Annotated in this window: 10 protein-coding genes; 7 read left to right on the forward strand and 3 right to left on the reverse strand. The window is 50.4% G+C overall.

The window, feature by feature from the left end:
• From Q0294_RS18355 to Q0294_RS18365, 3 genes are all read left to right on the forward strand, one after another.
• Positions 1-189: AIR synthase-related protein (locus tag Q0294_RS18355; RefSeq protein WP_299468356.1), on the forward strand; the 189-nt coding region annotated here is incomplete at its 5' end.
• Between the two features lie 484 nt (positions 190-673).
• On the forward strand, positions 674-1,192 hold the full coding sequence (locus Q0294_RS18360; RefSeq protein ID WP_299468358.1) for a PAS domain-containing protein: 519 nt from the start codon (positions 674-676) through the stop codon (positions 1,190-1,192).
• 131 nt (positions 1,193-1,323) lie between these two features.
• A complete protein-coding gene (locus Q0294_RS18365) occupies positions 1,324-2,568 on the forward strand; it encodes a methyl-accepting chemotaxis protein (RefSeq protein ID WP_299468360.1) in 1,245 nt (414 codons plus the stop codon).
• Positions 2,569-2,579: 11 nt separating this feature from the next.
• Here the strand turns inward: Q0294_RS18365 and Q0294_RS18370 are convergent, their stop codons facing one another.
• Both Q0294_RS18370 and Q0294_RS18375 read right to left on the reverse strand, forming a co-directional pair.
• Complete coding sequence (locus tag Q0294_RS18370) at positions 2,580-3,812, reverse strand: acyltransferase family protein (protein WP_299468362.1); 1,233 nt, start codon at positions 3,810-3,812, stop codon at positions 2,580-2,582.
• Positions 3,813-3,963: 151 nt separating this feature from the next.
• Complete coding sequence (locus tag Q0294_RS18375) at positions 3,964-5,133, reverse strand: XylR family transcriptional regulator (RefSeq protein WP_299468364.1); 1,170 nt, start codon at positions 5,131-5,133, stop codon at positions 3,964-3,966.
• Between the two features lie 269 nt (positions 5,134-5,402).
• On the opposite strand from Q0294_RS18375, the gene Q0294_RS18380 reads away from it, so the two are divergent.
• The 3 genes from Q0294_RS18380 (at position 5,403) to Q0294_RS18390 (ending at position 11,821) form a co-directional block, all read left to right on the forward strand.
• Complete coding sequence (locus Q0294_RS18380) at positions 5,403-6,518, forward strand: Gfo/Idh/MocA family oxidoreductase (protein ID WP_299468366.1); 1,116 nt, start codon at positions 5,403-5,405, stop codon at positions 6,516-6,518.
• A 76-nt stretch (positions 6,519-6,594) separates the two neighbouring features.
• Positions 6,595-7,833, forward strand: coding sequence for a VCBS repeat-containing protein (locus tag Q0294_RS18385; RefSeq protein ID WP_299468368.1), 1,239 nt, complete (start codon positions 6,595-6,597; stop codon positions 7,831-7,833).
• A 22-nt stretch (positions 7,834-7,855) separates the two neighbouring features.
• Entirely contained in the window at positions 7,856-11,821 is a 3,966-nt protein-coding gene (locus Q0294_RS18390; protein WP_299468370.1) for a PVC-type heme-binding CxxCH protein, read from the forward strand.
• A gap of 189 nt (positions 11,822-12,010) precedes the next feature.
• Here the strand turns inward: Q0294_RS18390 and Q0294_RS18395 are convergent, their stop codons facing one another.
• Positions 12,011-12,847, reverse strand: a complete 837-nt coding sequence (locus Q0294_RS18395) for a sugar phosphate isomerase/epimerase family protein (protein ID WP_299468372.1) — start codon at positions 12,845-12,847, stop codon at positions 12,011-12,013.
• A gap of 148 nt (positions 12,848-12,995) precedes the next feature.
• Between Q0294_RS18395 and Q0294_RS18400 the strand changes: the two genes are divergently transcribed.
• Entirely contained in the window at positions 12,996-14,771 is a 1,776-nt protein-coding gene (locus Q0294_RS18400) for a tetratricopeptide repeat protein (RefSeq protein ID WP_299468374.1), read from the forward strand.
• Positions 14,772-14,790: the final 19 nt, after the last annotated feature.

A 14,790-nucleotide genomic window follows, 5' to 3' on the forward strand; every position in this document is an offset into this window, starting at 1 on the left:
TGGTTGCAATCGCTGGGGAACATTGATGATGAGGAAATGTTCCGGGTTTTCAATATGGGCATCGGCATGGTGGCCATTGTGCGAGCCGCTCACGCCAAGGCGGTCCAGGAAAAACTGCAAGCCAGCCAATTCCCGGTGCATGTGCTCGGCAAAGTAACCGAAGGCGAAAAAGCGGTAACGCTGGTCTGAGAACCGATTGTCTGATCTAAAATTGTGATCCGGATCGCTGATTCGACGACCCTCTTTTTCAGGTAAAGTGCGCTATTATCAGTAAGTTGCTCCCCGCTGCGCGCTGAGGAAAGACTTCAAACCAGTTGTATTTATAGCAATTGAGTCTCAGGTAGTCTGTTGCTTTTCACTCTCATTGGCCCGTGTGTATGCGCGTATAGTCTGACTGAATGAGGTTCTCTGTCTTGCTCATCGGGCGACATGCACTAAACGAATATGAGCTACATGAGGCTTTTCACTGTTTCAACTTGAGCAAAACGACAAAATTTTGCTTTTTTGAATTCAAATGACTCAAATTATTTTCTTTTGGTATTACAGAGCCTCACTTTCGTTCGAAAACTAATAATGACTCAGAGATCCGATATCTATGCAAATGATCCCTTGTTGCCGGTCGGTCCCGGATTTGGGTCATTCAGTTCTATTTCGAAATGCAGGAAAAGAATCAATGGAACGCGCCACTCCAACAGGTTTTGAGAGAACTTTTGACGATGACGAAATCATTGTCAGCAAAACTGATCTGCAGGGCCGTATCACATATGCCAATCATATTTTTATGCGGGTGTCTGGTTTCACCGAAGACGAGTTGCTGGGAAAGCCTCATAATCTGATTCGGCATCCTGAGATGCCGCGATGTGTGTTCAAGTTACTCTGGGACACGATTGATGCTGGCAATGAAATTTTTGCCTATGTCAATAACCTTTGCAAAAACGGAGACCATTACTGGGTACTCGCGCATGTCACTCCCAGCTTTGACAACTTCGGGAATATCATTGGTTATCATTCCAGCCGTCGCGTTCCCGAACGTACTGCTGTTGCAAAAGTCAAAGCCCTTTATCAGACACTGAAATGCATTGAAGACTCAAGCTCTGACTGGCGAATTGGAATGCAGAATGCCACGGACGCATTGGTTTCCCGGCTGGAAGAAGCGGGAATTCAATATGATGAATATGTGTTTGCACTTTGAGGATTAAAAGTGATCAGACGCAAGCGGAGAAAAGTTGTCGCGCTCATCTTGAAAACAAACTCAGTAACAAACTCTCATTATCTATGATTTGCGTGACAGAAAGTTTCTGTTTGATCTAACAAAGGTGTCAGATGTTAAAACTGGAAACAGCCGAACGGAATACAGCAGGCTACAATGCCGAATCAACAATCTCTGCAGCAGAACGTGCTGAACTCGAACGTTACCGCTACTGGATCAAAAACCTGGCAGATGTCTGTGAAGCAGCCTCGCAGGGAGATCTGGATGTACGCTTACTACACGTTGATATTGATGGTGATCTGGAGCGGGCGATCCGTTCTGTCAATGGGTTACTGGATTACACGGATGCGTTTGTGAGAGAATCGAAAGCATCACTGACGGCAGCCTCTAATGGCAAATTTTTCCGTAAAGTCCTATTGAAAGGGATGCGGGGAAGTTTCAAACAGGCGTCTGAAGTGATTAACTCCGCTGGCGAGAAAATGCAGCATCAGGCGGAAGAAATCGAACAGGCGGCAAGCAAACGTCTGGCAATGGCGGACGACTTTGAAAAAGAAGTTCAGGGGATCTCCACGATTGTTTCAGCCGCAGCGACACAATTGCATGCGACGGTTCAATCACTCAAGGCGGTTACCGAAAGAGCCAGTCAGGAAACGACAGTAGCGGTGGAATATGTCAAACAAACCAGTCATAACGTAGAAATCGTGGCACAATCCACCATACAGTTGAACCATTCGATTCAGCAGATTGATCGCAGAGTCAAAGAGTCAGCGGAAGTGGTTCAGCAAGCGGTCAACGAAAGTGAACACGCCAAAGAATTCATGTCCGGGCTGGTAGCGGCGGCTGGCGACATTGGTTCTGCCGCCAAAATGATCGCTGACATTGCCAGGCAGACGAACCTGCTGGCGTTAAACGCGACGATCGAAGCAGCCCGTGCGGGAGATGCCGGCGCCGGGTTTGCTGTTGTGGCATCGGAAGTCAAGAACCTGGCTCAAGACACCGCGAAAGCAACCAATTACATTACCGATCAGATTAGTCACATTCAGTCAATTGTGAACGATGCGGTTTCCAATATTTCAACCGTCAGCGGCACGATTCGAAAAGTGGACGAAATCAGTGAGTCGATTTCGTCCTCAATTTCAGAACAGACTCAGGCGATCTCTATCATTCACCAAAACGTAGAAGATGCTACTGTGAAAACGGGGCAAACAACCGAAAGCATTCAGAATGTCTCTGCCACTGCAGAGGAAACCAATCACGCCACGATGGATCTGTTGGGTGCCGCCAACGATATCTCACAACAATCCGAAAGTTTGAACACCGCGGTCAATCAATTCCTGGCAACCATTCGATCCCGGTAAGCAGTTTCCCCTTATAGTTTCAAATGGATCTGATTCTTCTCCAGATGGCGGACGATGAGCCAGGTGATCCAGAAAAAGAGCACGAAACTCCCCCAGGCGTACCATGCCGGGCAATTCTGGGTGGTGAAGGGTTTCACCGATTCCATCACGAGGTCGTGCAGGATGTAAGCGACCAGAGCATTCGTGCCTAACGTGCGGAAGAGAGGAATCTGCCAGTTCCCCCGGTCGCAAGCCAGATGGAACAGCAGATAAACAAACAGCGACAGACCCGCCGTGAAAACCAGATACGAGAGCGTGCCCGCGCGCTGGCTCATCATCCAGTAATTCCATTGTCGCTGCTCCTGTTCCGGAGGTTTGACGAACGGAGGTTCCGCAAGATAAGCGGTAAATGGTTCTCCCTGTTTGGCTTCGATTTGTGCTTCGTCAGGAATGACCGGATGTGCGGCCAGCTTCTCTGATTTGATCGCGGGGTTCGTCTGATCTGCGACGGGGACATCATAAAAACGTGTGCCACACGAGATGCCCCAGCCCAGCAGCATCAGAGCAAAGGACCAGATCAGGAATGGTTTCACGCGCGGCAAGCCTTCCGCTTCAACAACCCAGTCGCAGGCGAGTGTGCCGATGATCGCGGGAATGGTCCAGGTCAAAAAACCGAGTGGTCCGCCATCAATGCCATTGGGGGGAGAATTGACCCATGTGAAATAAAAGTAATAAGACAGAACGACATGCGCTACGGCTGAAAAAATCATATAAGCGATTCGCACCGATGCCCGCGCCCGGATGACCGGCACGATCCAAAGGGAAGTGACGGCGATGTGCATCAGCGTTTGAAACCAGTTCCGTTTTAACGGCCCTGCAATCGTATCCCATACGCCGATGGCTTGCAGTTCGCTCCAGGTTTTTGCAACGGGAGAAATCCGATAGATAATTAATGAAACCAGTACCAGTCCCAATAAACGCCGCACGACGCGCATGTAAGCCGAGACGGCGCCTTCCGATTGCACCCGCCGCCCGAAGGTCAGCCGAAAGGCAAAACCGACCGCGAACATAAAGTGCGGCATGATTGTGTCGGCATAACTGCAGTAGGTGTTGTGATGCTTCAAGACGACCGGGCAGACGACAAAAAAGCCCATGTAGTTTACCAGGAACATGCCGGCAACTGTGTAGCCGCGAAACTGATCCAGCGAGACGATACGTTTTATTGTCGCCGTAGAGTCTAACGGGAGTGGGGCTGAGCTTGTCATTTGGTCTGAGATTATCCTGAAAGAATGCAGGGAAAGAGAAGAATGTCAGTATTAATATACGAGTTGATGCAGGAAAAGAAACGCGAAGGCGGGAATTCTGAAGATTATTCAACCTGATTAAAGAATGTGTTTCCAGCGGGATCGGGAAAGTTCAGATTCCGCGTGACGCGTTTTCCTGATTGCGGCGATACGTCCCGGGGGTGATGCCGGTCTGTTTTTTAAACGTCACATTCAGATATTCGGGATGTTGAAACCCGGTGCGTTCTGCGATTTGGATCAGAGAGAGATCGGTTTCTTCCAGCAGTTGTTTGACGCGGTCGAGACGGATGCGCATGATTTCTTCATGAGGCGAGCGGCCGATGATTTTCTGGAAGCGGCTTTCTAGAATCCGCCGGGAGAGAGGCACTGATTTGAGTACATCCTGCACATTGATGCCATCGCAGGCATGCTGGCGAATGAAGCGGACGGCGTCGGAGATAAATTTATCATCGATGGCCTGAATGTCGGTGGATTGACGCGTGGCGATGCCCAGCGGTTTGATTAAGTGCGCTTCTGAAGAGACCGTCTGGCCGGCCAGCATGCGATCCAGCAAAGCGGCTGCTTCATAACCGGTGAGCCGCGTGTTGGGAATCACACTGGAGAGCGGTGGTTCCGAAAGATTGCAGAGGATTTCATCATTATCCACGCCGATGATGGCGACTTCTTCGGGGACCGAAACATTGATGGTACGACATACATCCAGCAGTTGTTGTGCTTTGATATCATAACAGGCCATCACGCCCACCGGTTTGGGGAGCTGACGAATCCAGTCTGAGAGTCGCTGTTGCTCCTGCTCCCAGGGAATGTTTTTTTTGCGACCCTTTGCTTGTGGATATCCATGACAGACGAAGCCTGCGTCTTTGATACATGCTTGAAAATGATCTTCGCGCCAGCGGGACCAGTTGAAACGATCATCGCCACAGAAGGCGTAATGCTGGAAACCACGTTCTACTAGATGTTGCGCGGCCAGTGTGGCAATGGCGCGGTCATCCGTTTCTACCCAGGGGAGAGAAGGGGCGAGGCGTGCCGCACTCATATCGACGGCGGGCACACCACTGTTGACAACGGCTTCCGCGATTTTAGTGTTTTCAATGCGGGCGATAATACCATCGCCGTGCCAGCTGTTGAGCCAGTTCACGGGGACGTTGCCTCTGCCGTGTTCGGGCAGGTAAATCGACCAGGGATGATGCTCGTGGATGTAAGCCATGATTCCGCGCAGCAGTCCCCGCGCGTAGGAATTCGAAGATTCGATGAGCAGGGCGATGGAAGGTCGTTGTTTCATGATCTGATAACACGCGCGTCAAAGGTTTGTTCGCGTAAAGGTAATATTCTTAAGGGGGTTTCGCAATGAGTTCCGCTGGAAATCGCAATGCTCCCTGTATTTACAGACTACGGACTGATTCAGCACGGTGAAATATCTCAATTTATTATGCGCAAGTTTACATGGTACTTCATTTGTGACGTTTTACAATGAATAAATGGACTTTGATCCGCCGGTGAATCATTGATCACAACCAACAACAGAGGTACTTGCAGCGTAGAAGGCATGTCATGAGTGAGAAGAAGATCAATATTGCGATTGTGGGACTTGGTTTCGGAGCCGAATTTATTCCGATTTATCAGGCGCATCCTTACGCCAACATGTATGGCATCTGCCAGCGTTCGGAAGCACATCTGAATCAGATCGGCGATACGTTTGGAATTGAGAAACGCTATACCTCTTACGATGAACTACTGGCCGACCCGGATGTGGATGCGGTCCATATTAATACGCCGATTCCCGATCACGCGCCGCAGTCGATCAAAGCGTTGAAAGCCGGCAAGCACGTTGCCTGTACGGTGCCGATGGCGACAACGGTGGCAGAGTGCGAACAGATTGTGAACACGGTCAAAGAGACCGGCTTGAAATATATGATGATGGAAACCGTCGTTTACAGCCGCGAGTTTTTATTCATTAAGGAGATGTATGACAAAGGAGAGCTGGGCAAGATTCAATACATGCAGGCCAGTCACCCGCAAGATATGGAAGGCTGGCCTGAATATTGGGAACGCATGATTCCCATGCATTACGCCACGCATGTGGTGAGCCCGGTATTAGGCATGGTCAACGGTCGTGCCGAGTATGTGAGCTGTTTCGGTTCCGGTACAGTGAACGACGAAATTGCCGAAAAGTCGGGCAACAGATTCGCCGTGGAAACCTGTCATATCAAGATCAAGGATTCCGATATCGCCGCGCATATCTGGCGGTTCCTGTTTGACACAGCGCGACAATATCGCGAATCAGTCGACGTGTACGGCACGAAAAAATCATTTGAATGGCCTTTAATCGAAGGGGAAAAACCGGTACTGCATACGGCGAAAAAACCGGAACCGGAAATTCCCACTCGTGTGGACGTACCCGACTACGCCCATCTGCTGCCGCCGGAGATTCAGAAATTTACCCGCGCGATCCACGATGCCGACCATCTTTCTTTCTTGCAGGGGGCCGGCCACGGGGGTTCGCATCCGCATCTGGTGAATGCGTTTCTGAAATCTCTGGTAGAAGGCTGTGAGCCTTGGCCGAATGCGTCCTTATCTGCGAACTGGACCAGCGTTGGCATTCTGGCTCATGAATCGGCTGTAGCAGGAGGCGAAATCAGAAAGCTGCCCGCCTTCACGCTGGAGTAAACTGCAAACTGGAACACGATTTTCTTTGTCTGATTCCATCGAAAAAAATTTAAACATATTACCGAGGGGAATGGTTATGGCTCGTTACTCCCTGTTTTTGATGCTGCTGGTGTTTGCAGCCCCACTTGATGCCGCTGAGGATTATACCGTCCATCAGTTTGAGCGGATGCAACTGGGAAAAACGTTTTATGCAGAGGGAGCGACCTTCGGCGATTTGAACGGCGACGGTCATCAGGATCTGATCTCGGGACCGTATTGGTTTCAGGGGCCCGACTTCAAAACAAAGCACGAATACTATCCGGTCAAAGAATGGAATGTGAACGGGTATTCCGATAACTTTTTCGCCTTTGTGCATGATGTCAACAAAGACAAGTGGCAGGATATCGTAATTATCGGATTCCCCGGAAAGGAAGCCTTCTGGTATGCGAATCCGCAGGGTAAACCGGGGCACTGGAAAAAGCATCTGGCACATCCTGCCGTCGATAACGAGTCCCCCACTTATACCGATCTGACAGGGGACGGGGAACCGGAGCTGGTGTTTCATACGGGGGGGCAACTCGGTTACGCGGGGCCGGGAAAAGATCCGACACAGCCCTGGAGTTTTCATCCGGTGTCTCCCGATCTGAAGTATGGTCGTTTCACGCATGGACTGGGCGTCGGTGATGTGAACGGCGATGGAAAGCCGGACATCCTCGAAAAAAATGGCTGGTGGGAACAACCGACTGATCTCAATAAGCCGGGTTTCTGGACGCTTCATCCGGTCAGGTTTACCGGTGCCGGGGGCGCCCAGATGTATGCCTACGATGTAGACGGAGACGGAGATCAGGATGTGATCACCAGTAAAGCCGCCCATGCGTATGGTTTGTCCTGGTTTGAAAATGTGAAAAAGGATGATGAAATCACGTTCATCGAACATTTGATTATGGGTAGCAAACCTGAAGAAAATAAATATGGCGTCGTGTTTTCTCAGTTACATGCGGTTGATCTGGTGGATATGGACGGCGACGGGATTAAAGATATCGTGACCGGGAAACGTTTCTGGGCGCATCAGGGACACGATCCCGGTGCGAAAGATGCTCCCGTAAATTACTGGTTCAAAACGGTGCGTACGAAAGAGGGCGTCGATTTTCTGCCTTTTCTCATCAACGATCAATCAGGAGTGGGCACGCAGGTTGTTGCCGGGGATGTGACAGGGGACGAGTTGCCTGATCTGGTGGTGGGCAATAAATCTGGCGTGTATCTGCTGATCCACAAAAAAAAACAAAGTCAGCAAGGAAGAGTGGGAGCAAGCGCAGCCAAAAAAGTTTGTTTCTGAAAAAGTTTCTCTGAAAAATGAATTGAAACCGGGTGAGTTTTTTGCCACGAATGCAGAAGGCAATCGAGTAAATGTCGACTTCGAACTGGGCAATCTGAATGACTGGATTTCCGAAGGGGAAGCATTTCAAGCACAGCCAGCGAAAGGAGATACGGTGCATGCCCGTCGCAGCGATATGCGGAGCAATCATCAGGGGCAGTTCTGGGTGGGGACGTTCGAATTTCTGGAAGACAAGCCCGTCGGAACGTTGACATCGTCTTCGATCAAAGTCACGCAGCCGTTTGCTTCCTTTTATGTGGGAGGTGGATCGCATGAATCAACACGCGTGGAAATTGTGGATCGGGAAACCAACAAAGTCATTGCCAAAGCCAGCGGCCGTAACCATGAGCAAATGCATCAGGAACTGGTTGATCTTTCGAAGCATCAGGGCAAAGAAATATTCATTCGCCTGATCGATGAGCATCGTGGCGGCTGGGGGCACATCAACTTCGACCATTTTCGTTTTCATGAAAAGAAACCAGCAGCGTTAGCTGCCGTCAACAGCGGCGGGCCTCCCCAGACTCATACACAGAAATTTGATGGCCTGCCCGGACCAAAGGCTGCCGAGGTGATGACGGTACCCGAGGGTTTTTCGGTCTCGCTGATTGCAGCGGAGCCTGATGTGCAGCAGCCGATCGCGATGACCATTGATGACCGGGGGCGTCTGTGGGTGGCCGAATCCTATGCGTATCCCAGCAAACAACCGGAGGGCAAAGGGAAAGACCGGATTCTGATTTTTGAAGACAAAGACGCGGATGGGAAATTTGAAAAACGCAAAATCTTCAAAGACAAATTGAATCTGGTCAGCGGCCTGGAAGTCGGCTTTGGCGGTGTCTGGGTCGGCCAGGCGCCGTACCTGTTATTCATTCCCGATAAAAACGGCGATGATATTCCCGACGCGGAGCCGCAGGTTTTACTGGATGGCTGGCACTATGAAGATACGCACGAAACATTGAATTCTTTTATCTGGGGCCCAGATGGCTGGCTTTATGGTTGTCACGGCGTGTTTACGCATTCCCGCGTTGGCAAGCCGGGGACTCCCGATGATCAACGGCAGCCAATCAACGCGGGTATCTGGCGGTATCATCCCACGCGTCATGAGTTCGAAATATTTGCACACGGAACCAGTAATCCCTGGGGCGTGGACTTTAATGATCAGGGGCAGTGTTTCCTGACCTGTTGTGTGATTCCTCATCTGTTTCATATCGTGCAGGACGCCCGTTATCGCAGACAGGCAGGACAGCATTTTAATCCTTATACCTACGATGATATCAAAACCATCGCCAACCATCGCCACTGGACCGGCGGTCAATGGAACCAGTCTGACCGCGTGGCTTCGGATCAGGTGGGCGGCGGGCACGCCCATGCGGGGGCGATGATTTACCTGGGGGGGAGCTGGCCGGAAAAATATCGCAATCAATTGTTTATGAATAACATTCACGGTGCCCGACTCAATCAGGATGTACTGGGCCGAAAAGGATCGGGTTATGAAGGGGATTTTGCCCCCGATTTTCTGTTTGCGAATGACCGTTCTTCACAGATTCTTTACCTGCGTTATGGGCCCGACGGACAGGTTTATTTTATTGACTGGTACGATACGAATCAGTGTCATCACCGCGAATTTCAAAAACACGACCGTTCCAACGGGCGGATTTTTCGGGTGGCCTATCAGAACGCCAAACCGGTCAAAGTCGATTTACAGAAACTGCCCAGTGACGAACTGGTCAAGTTACAATTACACAAGAATGACTGGTATGTCAGACAGTCCCGCAGAATTCTGCAGGAACGGGGCGCCGACCCGGAAGTTCATGCCCTACTGGCCGAGATGGCTTTTCAGCATGCCGATGAGACCCGTCGCTTACGCGCGTTATGGACGCTGCATGTGATTGGTGGCCTGTCGGAACAGAAAATCCTGCAGGCGCTGAAAGATCCCAGTGAATTCATGCGTGGCTGGGCGATTCAACTGGCACTTGAAACCGGGACTCCTTCCCGTACGATTCTGTCGCAGTTGGCAGAACTGGCTGTAAAAGATCCTTCTCCCGTAGTGCGGTTGTATCTGGGTTCCGCCGCCAATCGATTGCCGCTGGATCAGCGCTGGGAGATTCTGGCGGGTCTGGTCGGTCATGCCGAAGATCAGAACGATCATAATTTACCGTTGCTTTACTGGTATGCAGTAGAACCATTGGCGCCCCATGACATGCAGCGCTCGTTCGCGTTGGCGAAAAACGCGAAGATTCCGTTGATTGAATCTTATACCCTGCGACGCATTGCAGACATCGGAACTGAAGAAGCGGTTGCCTTTCTCGTGCAGCAACTGGGGCAGGCAGAGACAGCGGAGCGTCAGAAAGTTTTTCTGGATTCGATCAACAGTGCGTTACGCGGACGCCGTCAATTCCCGATGCCCGAGCCCTGGGCTGCAGTCGGAAAGCAGCTGATCGAGAGTCCGGATTCTGCGGTGAAATCGCAATCCCTGGCGCTGGCTGTGACCTTTGGTGATCCGGCAGCGATGCAAAAACTGCGCGAAATTGCCATTGATCAAAAAAGCGATCTGGCAGGCAGAAAATCAGCGCTCGTTTCGTTGCTGGGAGCGCAGGATCCCAAACTGGTTCCGATTCTGATCCCGTTGCTGGATGAAAAAAACTTGCGGCGTGAAGCGCTGCGGGGACTGGCCGGTTATGCGGATGTGGGAACGGCGCCTGCGATCTTGAAACGCTATCCCCAATTCGATTTGAATGAAAAACGGGACGCCCTGAATACACTTGCCAGTCGGGCCGATTATGCACATCAGCTTATGGCAGCGGTGGAAGCGAAAGAGATTGCTTCGAAAGATTTGTCGGCAGAGATCATTCGTCAGTTAGGCAATCTGAAAGATCAAAGTCTGAACGAAAAAATTGGTAAAGTCTGGGGCATTGTGCGCGAGTCGGCAGCAGATAAGAAAAAACTGATCGCCAGTTACAAAGACATGCTTTCGCGACCGCATCCGACGCCTGATCTGCATTTAGGACGGGCTGTGTTTGCGAAGACCTGCCAGCAGTGTCATAAGCTATTTGGGACCGGGGAGTCGATTGGTCCGGAACTGACCGGTTCCAACCGGGCCAACATGGATTATCTGTTATCCAATGTCATTGATCCCAGTGCCGTCATGGCGAAAGACTATCAGCCGATCGTGATCGTGACAGAATCCGGGCGGATTGTGACCGGGATTATCAAGAAAGAGGATAAGAATGCGGTGACGGTTGCGACCGCCAATGAAACGGTGGTTATTCCTCGAGATGAAATTGATGAGATGAGCCTGAGCGATAAATCGATGATGCCGGATAATTTGTGGAAGCAGTTGAGTCGGGTTGAAGTTCGTTCCCTGGTGGCTTACCTGGCCAGCGGACAGCAGGTTCCCATGAAAGCTACCAATGATAATTTGAAATTGTTTTTCAACGGTCAGAATCTGACGGGCTGGACTGGCAACAGCCAACTCTGGTCAGTCGAAAACGGTGAGATCGTTGGACGCTCGCCGGGGATTAAATCGAATGAGTTTCTGGTGAGTGACCTGCTCGTCGGCGATTTTGAATTGAAAGCCAAAGTCAAACTCTCACCGAATGCCGGCAACAGCGGGATTCAGTTTCGCAGCACACTTGAGCCGAACGGTCATGTCAAAGGTTATCAGGCGGATGCAGGTCAAGGTTGGTGGGGTAAACTTTATGAAGAGCTGGGCCGCGGGCTGCTGTTTAAAGAGTCTGGAGAACAATATGTGCGAGAAAATGAGTGGAACGAGTACCGCATTGTCGCGGTGGGACCTCAGATTCGGACTTATATTAATGGGAATCTCTGCACCGATTTGAACGATCCGCAAGGGGCCAGGTCGGGAATCATCGCGTTCCAGATTCATTCCGGCGGACCAATGGAAGTCCGGTTTAAAGATCTGGAATTAAGCCTGGGACCCATTGCTGATTAGGAAATGCCTGTCTGCAAGCTGGCTCTCAAAGTGAGGGCCAGCCTGTTTATATTCCATTTAGCCTGTGTCCAGGTTGACTGTAACGTCTACAGGGCCATTCGCTTCGGGTAATCGGCAACCAGTGGAAGACGATTCCTTTTTGAGAGAGATTTCCGTTTCTCGTGCGATGGTGGCGTGGACTTTCAGCTTTCAGGCAAAGAAGCCACACTCGATAAGGTATTGCACACTCTGTTTCACGCGATGGTGATGTTCTTCCAGTGTGAGTTCGGGTTCCCCTTCGATGCCTTCAATTTCCAGGCTGTACGGTCCTTCAAAATTGTGATCTTCCAGGATAAAACGAACTTGCAGAAAATCGACGCCACCTGCTTCGCCAAGAGCGGTAAAGTTCCAGTCCTTGTATTTGCAATAGGAATCTTTCAGATGAACGTGTTTCACAAAATGAACGACTTCATGCAGGGATTCCAGAACATTGGCGTGTCTATTGTAATAATTAATGTTGCCGGTATCGAAGTTGAGTCGTAAGTGGGGGTGATCCAGATCAGTCATCGTGCGCAGCATGCCTGCAGAATTGACACAAATCCCGGGATGCGTTTCAAAGCAATAGGTAATGCCTTTCGCAGCCGCGTAGTCTCCGATGTCTCGTAAATGCTGATAGAGCGTGTCCCTTTGTGATTCCTGTTCAATTTCACCCGCACCGCCGACAACCAGGCTGACTCCCAGTTGATGTGCCAGATCGAGTTTTTGTTTTGTGATGAGGACGATTTCAGGATCAAGAGGGTTGCCGCTGGTAATATTACAACTGGAAAGCTGCACCTGATGTTGATTCAGGAGGTCTTTCACTCGATCGAGATCGCTTGGAGTGGAAGCATTCGTGAGGAGCGGAGTCTCTTTAAAGTGCGAAGGGACACCATGAGTTTTAATGCTGAGTTCCAGGAATTCTAGCCCGGCATCACGGATATTTTCGATGGCGGCGACAGGACCGAAGCGACCATATGAATTTGTCAGGCAGGAGACAAGAGCGGCCATGTGATTTACTTTCTGTATCAAGGATCAGCTAACAGTGATTGCAGTGCTGCTGCTAGAATGTTACTTTGAGCCAGCGGCAAATTCAAAGCCAGATGACCAAATCTTTTGATCTGGGCTTCCTCAGCGGGATAACAGAAGAGGATCATACATGATTGAGGTACAGGAACAATTAAAAACGGCTTTGGCGCACCATCAATCGGGAGAGCTGGATCAGGCAGAACAGATTTATCGACAGATCCTGGAATCCGATGGTCGACAGTGTGAGACATTGTATTATCTGGGAACGCTGCAACTGCAGCGAGGCGAACTGGAGCGGAGCATCACGAATTTTCTCAAAGTCGTTCAGTTGCGCCCCGAGATGCCTGATGTACACAATAATCTGGGAGTGGCCTACCATGCAACCGGCAAGTGGCAGGAAGCGGGGCAGTCATTCGAGCAGGCGATCCGGATTCATCCGCATTATGAACGTGCTTATTTCAATCTGGGTTCATTACTGGAAAGCCGTGGCTTATTAACGGAAGCCGCCCGCTGCTACAAAAAATCGTATGAATTGAACAAAGAGAATCTGGAAACCTGCCAGAAGTGGGCTGATGTTTTGAAGTTAACGGGTGAGTGGAGACAAGCGGAAAACATTTACCGGGAACTGCTGGTAAAGATACCTGAAGACTTTAATATCTCGATGAAACTGGCCTATGTCTTAGTGCTGCAGCGTCAATATGCAGAAGTGATTCGGTTGTACGAATCGGTGTTGGAAACGAATCCCGAGCATTATCAGATCCTGGTCAGTCTGAGCTATGTCTATGAATTAATCGGAGATGGCGCAGCAGCGGTTAAAACGGCACAGCGTTCGATTCAGGCAGCCCCTGATCAGCCTGAAGGTTATAACAACCTGGGTATTGCTTTCAAATTAGAGCACCAGATCGAAAACGCGTGTGAAAATTTCTTAAAAGCACTGAGTCTGCGTCCCGATTTTTCCATGGCAGAGTTCAATCTTGCGACAATGCGTATGCTGCAGGGGGATCTGGCTGCAGGCTGGCAGGGTTACGAGCGACGGGTTGACATCGATCCGACGTCTCGGCCGAGTCATCTCGGTCCTCGCTGGCAGGGAGAACCGCTGGATGGGAAAACTATCTTTTTATGGTGCGAGCAGGGATTTGGTGACACGCTGTTGTTTATTCGGTTTGCGATTGAGTTGAAGAAGCGGGGAGCAGCTCAAGTTTTGTTACTCTGCCAGACCGAACTGGCTGAACTTCTGAAAGCAATTCCTGAGATCGACCTGATATTGATTGAGGGGGACGAGATACCCCGTTTTGATTACCAGTCCCCTTTACTGAGTGTACCTCTCTTTCTGAAAACCAGTCTGAAAACGATTCCCGTTGAAGTTCCGTTTTTCGTTCCCGAATTAGAAAGACAACACTATTGGCGCGATGCACTCTCAAAATATGAGGGAAAGAAAGTCGGTTTAAACTGGTGTGGCAATCTCAAATATCCGCGGAATGAATTTCGTTCCATTCCGTTACATGCATTTCTGCCTTTGGGTGAAGTAGACGGGGTGCAATTCGTCAGCCTGCAGCAGGTGAATGGGCTGGAGCAGATTGACCCCTTGAAAGAGTCATGGAACCTGCTTCAACCGGGCTCCGAATATCGGTCAGAGGCGGGTTCGTTCCGTGAGGCGGCTGCGTTGATTCAGAACCTGGATTTAGTGATTACCACAGATACCGCGATTGCTCATCTGGCAGGCTCTCTGGGAGTTCCTGTCTGGATTCTGATTTCAAAGATCCCCGACTGGCGCTGGTTGCTTGATCGAACAGACTGTCCCTGGTATCCGACGGCCCGCCTGTTTCGACAGGAAAAACTGGGTGACTGGGAGCAGGTGATTGCAGAAGTGCAAACGGAATTGAAGCGGCGATTTCGGCAGACTTGATCCTGTTTTTCTTTCAGAG

It is taken from the genome of uncultured Gimesia sp. (genome assembly GCF_937919775.1).
GTDB lineage: Bacteria > Planctomycetota > Planctomycetia > Planctomycetales > Planctomycetaceae > Gimesia.

What these genes read in the sequence shown, in the direction of transcription:
- Q0294_RS18360 (WP_299468358.1), top strand. Translation starts at nt 674, where the DNA reads ATGGAACGCGCCACTCCAACAGGTTTTGAGAGAACTTTTGACGATGAC.
- Q0294_RS18365 (WP_299468360.1), top strand. Translation starts at nt 1,324, where the DNA reads ATGTTAAAACTGGAAACAGCCGAACGGAATACAGCAGGCTACAATGCC.
- Q0294_RS18370 (WP_299468362.1), bottom strand. Translation starts at nt 3,812, where the DNA reads ATGACAAGCTCAGCCCCACTCCCGTTAGACTCTACGGCGACAATAAAA.
- Q0294_RS18375 (WP_299468364.1), bottom strand. Translation starts at nt 5,133, where the DNA reads ATGAAACAACGACCTTCCATCGCCCTGCTCATCGAATCTTCGAATTCC.
- Q0294_RS18380 (WP_299468366.1), top strand. Translation starts at nt 5,403, where the DNA reads ATGAGTGAGAAGAAGATCAATATTGCGATTGTGGGACTTGGTTTCGGA.
- Q0294_RS18385 (WP_299468368.1), top strand. Translation starts at nt 6,595, where the DNA reads ATGGCTCGTTACTCCCTGTTTTTGATGCTGCTGGTGTTTGCAGCCCCA.
- Q0294_RS18395 (WP_299468372.1), bottom strand. Translation starts at nt 12,847, where the DNA reads ATGGCCGCTCTTGTCTCCTGCCTGACAAATTCATATGGTCGCTTCGGT.
- Q0294_RS18400 (WP_299468374.1), top strand. Translation starts at nt 12,996, where the DNA reads ATGATTGAGGTACAGGAACAATTAAAAACGGCTTTGGCGCACCATCAA.